Annotated in this window: 7 protein-coding genes; 2 read left to right on the top strand and 5 right to left on the bottom strand. The window is 62.6% G+C overall.

Annotated elements, in window-relative coordinates:
* The 4 genes from ACTHNE_RS07845 to ACTHNE_RS07830 all read right to left on the bottom strand — a co-directional run.
* Positions 1–275 (bottom strand): hypothetical protein (locus tag ACTHNE_RS07845; protein WP_440268950.1); only part of this gene is annotated, 275 nt, incomplete at its 3' end.
* An 85-nt stretch (positions 276–360) separates the two neighbouring features.
* The gene (locus tag ACTHNE_RS07840) at positions 361–1,158 is read right to left on the bottom strand and encodes a MetQ/NlpA family ABC transporter substrate-binding protein (RefSeq protein ID WP_324938724.1); all 798 of its coding nucleotides are present in this window, start codon (positions 1,156–1,158) and stop codon (positions 361–363) included.
* Positions 1,159–1,231: 73 nt separating this feature from the next.
* A complete protein-coding gene (locus tag ACTHNE_RS07835; protein WP_324938721.1) occupies positions 1,232–1,924 on the bottom strand; it encodes a methionine ABC transporter permease in 693 nt (230 codons plus the stop codon).
* The gene (locus tag ACTHNE_RS07830) at positions 1,921–2,931 is read right to left on the bottom strand and encodes a methionine ABC transporter ATP-binding protein (RefSeq protein ID WP_440268949.1); all 1,011 of its coding nucleotides are present in this window, start codon (positions 2,929–2,931) and stop codon (positions 1,921–1,923) included. Before ACTHNE_RS07830 ends, ACTHNE_RS07835 begins: the two co-directional genes overlap by 4 nt.
* A gap of 131 nt (positions 2,932–3,062) precedes the next feature.
* Between ACTHNE_RS07830 and ACTHNE_RS07825 the strand changes: the two genes are divergently transcribed.
* Positions 3,063–3,539 (top strand): glutathione peroxidase, encoded by a 477-nt coding sequence (locus ACTHNE_RS07825; protein WP_440268948.1) that lies wholly within the window; start codon positions 3,063–3,065, stop codon positions 3,537–3,539.
* A 73-nt stretch (positions 3,540–3,612) separates the two neighbouring features.
* Here the strand turns inward: ACTHNE_RS07825 and ACTHNE_RS07820 are convergent, their stop codons facing one another.
* Positions 3,613–3,867, bottom strand: a complete 255-nt coding sequence (locus ACTHNE_RS07820; protein ID WP_440268947.1) for a D-alanyl-D-alanine carboxypeptidase — start codon at positions 3,865–3,867, stop codon at positions 3,613–3,615.
* A gap of 70 nt (positions 3,868–3,937) precedes the next feature.
* Here ACTHNE_RS07820 and ACTHNE_RS07815 point away from each other — a divergent pair, with 70 nt between their 5' ends.
* Positions 3,938–4,072, top strand: coding sequence for a hypothetical protein (locus ACTHNE_RS07815; protein WP_440268946.1), 135 nt, complete (start codon positions 3,938–3,940; stop codon positions 4,070–4,072).
* Positions 4,073–4,119 lie beyond the last annotated feature (47 nt).

Below are 4,119 nucleotides of genomic sequence, written 5' to 3'. Positions count from 1 at the left end.
ATGCCCACGGCGATACGCTGCAGCGACAGATTGGCGTAGGTTGGGGTGCCAACCCTGATATATCCCCACGTTTTTTCGTTTGGTGCATATGTGCCCGAAATGCCGTCATTCCCGCGAAACCGGGAATCTATCTTTGCGTTTGCATCAGAGCCGATGGTTTGTCCAGCATTCGCTGTTGAAAAGCGCCTCCGCTTTCGCGGGAATGACGGCCCAGTAATCTGGAAGATCATGTGCAAGGTGTATAGCTCGCTGACTTTATTGAAATCATCGAGCAAAAACGTGGGGATACGTCAGGGTGCAAACCCCAACATTGCCGTCTCCATCGGAATCGTGGTGTTGGGGTTTGCACCCCAGCCTACGTCAGAACGCCGGCAATACTGCGCCGTGGTATTTCTGCTCGATGAAGTTCTTCACTTCCGGGCTGGTCAGCGCCTTGGCCAGCTTCTGCACGCGCGGATCGTCTTTGTTGTCCGGGCGGCCCACCAGGTAATTCACGTAGGGCGAGTCCTTGCTCTCGATCAGCAGCGCATCCTTGGTCGGATTCAGCCCCGCGGCGAGCGCGTAGTTGGTGTTGATCAGCGCCAGGTCCACTTCGTCCAGCGTGCGTGGGAGCATCGCCGCTTCCAGTTCCTTGAACTTCAGGTTCTTGGGGTTGGCGGTGATGTCCTTGAGCGTGGACAGCTCGTCGTTCGGATCTTTCAGCGTGATCAAGTTGTGCTTGGCCAGAAGCAGCAGGGCGCGGCTGTTGTTGCTGGGGTCGTTGGGAATCGCCACCGTGGCGCCATCAGGCAGTTGGTCGATGGATTTGAGCTTGTGCGAGTACGCGCCGAACGGCTCGATGTGCACGCCGGTGATGATGATCAGATGGGTCTTGCGCTCGCGATTGAAGGCGTCCAGGTAAGGCTTGGTCTGGAAGTAGTTCACGTCGATGCTTTTCTCGTCCACCTGCACGTTCGGCTGCACGTAGTCGGCGAACACCTTGATCTCCAGGTTCACGCCTTCCTTGGCAAGGATCGGCTTCACTTCTTTGAGGATTTCCGCATGCGGCACCGCCGTGGCTGCCACGGTCAAGGTCTGGCTGCTGGCATCGCCGGAGCCGGGTGAGGAGCAGCCGGCCAGGAGCAGGGTGGCGGCCAGTAGAGCCATCAGCTTTTTCATGGAAGCAATCCTTGTGCGGCAGGCCAGAATAGCCGTCCATACGGATGGATGCAAAAACGCGGTGGCAATGGCCTCAGCGTCGGCTGTAGTGCGCCACGATGCGGTCGCCGAGCATCTGCAGCAGCTGGACGAGTACGATCAGCAGCAGCACCGTCACCACCATGTAATCGGATTTGTAGCTGAGGTAGCCGTAGCGATAGGCCAGGTCGCCCAAACCACCCGCGCCGATCGCGCCGCCCATGGCGGTGTAGCCAACCAGCGCGATGGCGGTGACCGTCACGCCCGCCCACAGGCTGGCGCGCGCTTCGGGCAGCAGCACGTGGCGCACGATCTGCCAGGTGGTGGCACCCATCGCCTGCGAGGCCTCGATCACGCCGCGCTCCACTTCACGCAGCGAGGTTTCCACCAGGCGTGCAAAGAACGGCGCGGCGCCGATCACCAACGGCGGAATCGCGCCGCGAATGCCGAGCTTGGTGCCGACCAGTACATACGTCACCGGCATCAGCACGATCATCAGGATGATGAAAGGAATCGAGCGCAGCACGTTCACGACCAATGACAACGCGCCATACAGTTTGGGCATGGCATGCAACTGGCCTTTGCCGGTGAGAAACAGCAGCACGCCCAGCGGCAGTCCGATGATCACCGTCAACAACAGCGAGCCGCCCAGCATCAGCAGCGTATCGACGCACGCCTGGCCCATCTCGCCCCAGTCGTCGATATTGGGAAACAGCGTGTGCAGCAGGGGAAGATGGGTAGCGATCATCGGGCAAGTTCCTCCACTTCGATGCCTGCGTCGCGCAGCGCGTGCAAGGCGGCATCCACGTTGTCGCCCTGCATGGCGAGCGTGAGCTGGCCGTAGGGCAGGTCCTTGATGCGGTCGATGCGTCCGGCCAGGATGTTGAAATCCACGCCGGTTTCGCGTGTGACGCGTCCCAGCGTCGGCGACCAGGTGGCTTCGCCGCGAAACGACAGGCGCAGGATGCGGCCCGGCACGTTCTCATAGCGCAGGTGTTCGCCCGCGGCTTCCTCGGGCAGCGCCTCGTTGACGAAGCGGCGTGTGGTGGCGTGCTGGGGATGCAGGAACACGTCCGCCACTGAGCCGTGTTCCACGATGCGCCCGGCATCCAGCACGGCGACGCGATCGCATACCCGGCGCACCACATCCATCTCGTGCGTGATCAGCACGATGGTAAGTTTCAATTCGCGATTGATCTCGGCCAACAGATCCAGTACCGACGCGGTGGTTTGCGGATCGAGCGCGCTGGTGGCTTCGTCGCACAGCAGGATCGAAGGGCGATTGGCCAGGGCACGCGCGATGCCTACGCGCTGCTTCTGCCCGCCGGAGAGCTGCGAGGGATATTTGTTCGCATGCGCGGTCAAGCCCACGCGTTGCAAGAGTTCATCCACGCGCGTGCGGATGGCTTTCGCATCCTGGTTGCCGGCCAGCCGCATCGGAAAGGCAATGTTGTCCACCACCGTCTGCGAGGACAGCAGGTTGAAGTGCTGGAAGATCATGCCGATGCGCTGCCGCGCCATGCGCAGCGCATCGTCCGCCAGCGCGGTCATTTCGGTATCACCGATCAGGATGCGTCCGCCGCTGGGCCTCTCCAGCAGGTTGATCAGGCGGATCAGCGTGGATTTGCCGGCGCCGGAATGCCCGATGATGCCGAACACCTCGCCATCGGCGATGTCCAGGCTGAAAGGCTCCAGCGCCGGAATGTCCTTGCCGTCGACACGGTAGGATTTGTGGACATCGATGAAGCGGATCACGGCGGGCCAGGTATGGAGTCGAAAGCGGCCATTCTATGCCAGCTGGTATGGCGTGGGTCGGGTTCGATCCCTCCCGGTGTTGGGTTACGCTGCGCTAACCCAACCTACTCAGCTATGACCGGAGCGAGGACATGACCACCGTATACGACTTCAGCGCGCGCGACATCGACGGCGCCGAGCGCTCGCTCGGGGACTGGCGCGGCAAGACCCTGCTGATCGTCAACGTGGCCTCCAAATGCGGCTTCACGCCGCAATACAAGGGCCTGGAGGAACTGTGGCGCAAGCATCGCGACCAGGGCCTGGCGGTGCTGGGCTTTCCGTGCGACCAGTTCGGCCACCAGGAACCCGGCGACGAGGCCGAGATCAAGCGGTTCTGCTCGACCACTTACGAGGTGACGTTTCCGATGTTCGCCAAGATCGAGGTGAACGGCGAGCACGCGCACCCGCTGTATCGATGGCTGAAGAAAGAGGCCAAGGGCCTGCTGGGGAGCGAGTCGATCAAATGGAACTTCACCAAGTTCCTGGTGGATGCCGAAGGCCGGGTGGTGAAGCGCTACGCACCGAATGATGCGCCGGAGAAGATCGAGAAGGATCTGGCGAAGCGTTGAACCGTAGGTTGGGGTGCAAACCCCACCATCGCCATCTTTGTCATGCTGACAAGGTTGGGGTTTGCACCCCACCCTACGTATGGCCCTGGAACTGGGCGAGCAACGCCACGATCGCATCCAGCGTGTGGCTAGGACTCGGCTCGTCCTCCCCGCGCACAAAGTTGTTCAACATGATGGCGAACGCCAGCCGTTCGCCCGCTGCCGTGGTCATGTAACCAACCAGGCAGCGCACGTTGTTCATGCTCCCGGTCTTGGCGTGGACGTTGTCCGCCGCAGCCAAGCCCCTCGGCACGGCCCAGCCGCCCGGCAGAGCCCAGCCACCGGGCACGGCCCAGCCACCGGGTAGGGCCCAGCCGCCCGGCGTGGCTCAGCCGCCCGCGACGGCCCAGCCGCTCAGCATGGCCGGGTCACCGGCGCAGGCGGCGGCCGGCGAGCGGGATCGCCGCCATGACCGGTATTTCCCGGCCCGGCTGCTCGCGGTCATCGTCATCGCCGCGCTCATCGGCAGCGCGCTGGTTCTGCTGCTGAAGTAGCGCCCTAGTGCCGTAGCAGGTTGCGTGTGCCCGGTCGCTGAGAGTCG

The organism is Dyella sp. (genome assembly GCF_051954575.1).
Taxonomy (GTDB): Bacteria; Pseudomonadota; Gammaproteobacteria; order Xanthomonadales; family Rhodanobacteraceae; genus Dyella_B.
The sequence above is the reverse complement of the archived record's forward strand: the minus strand, read 5'-3'. Positions and strand labels throughout refer to the sequence as shown.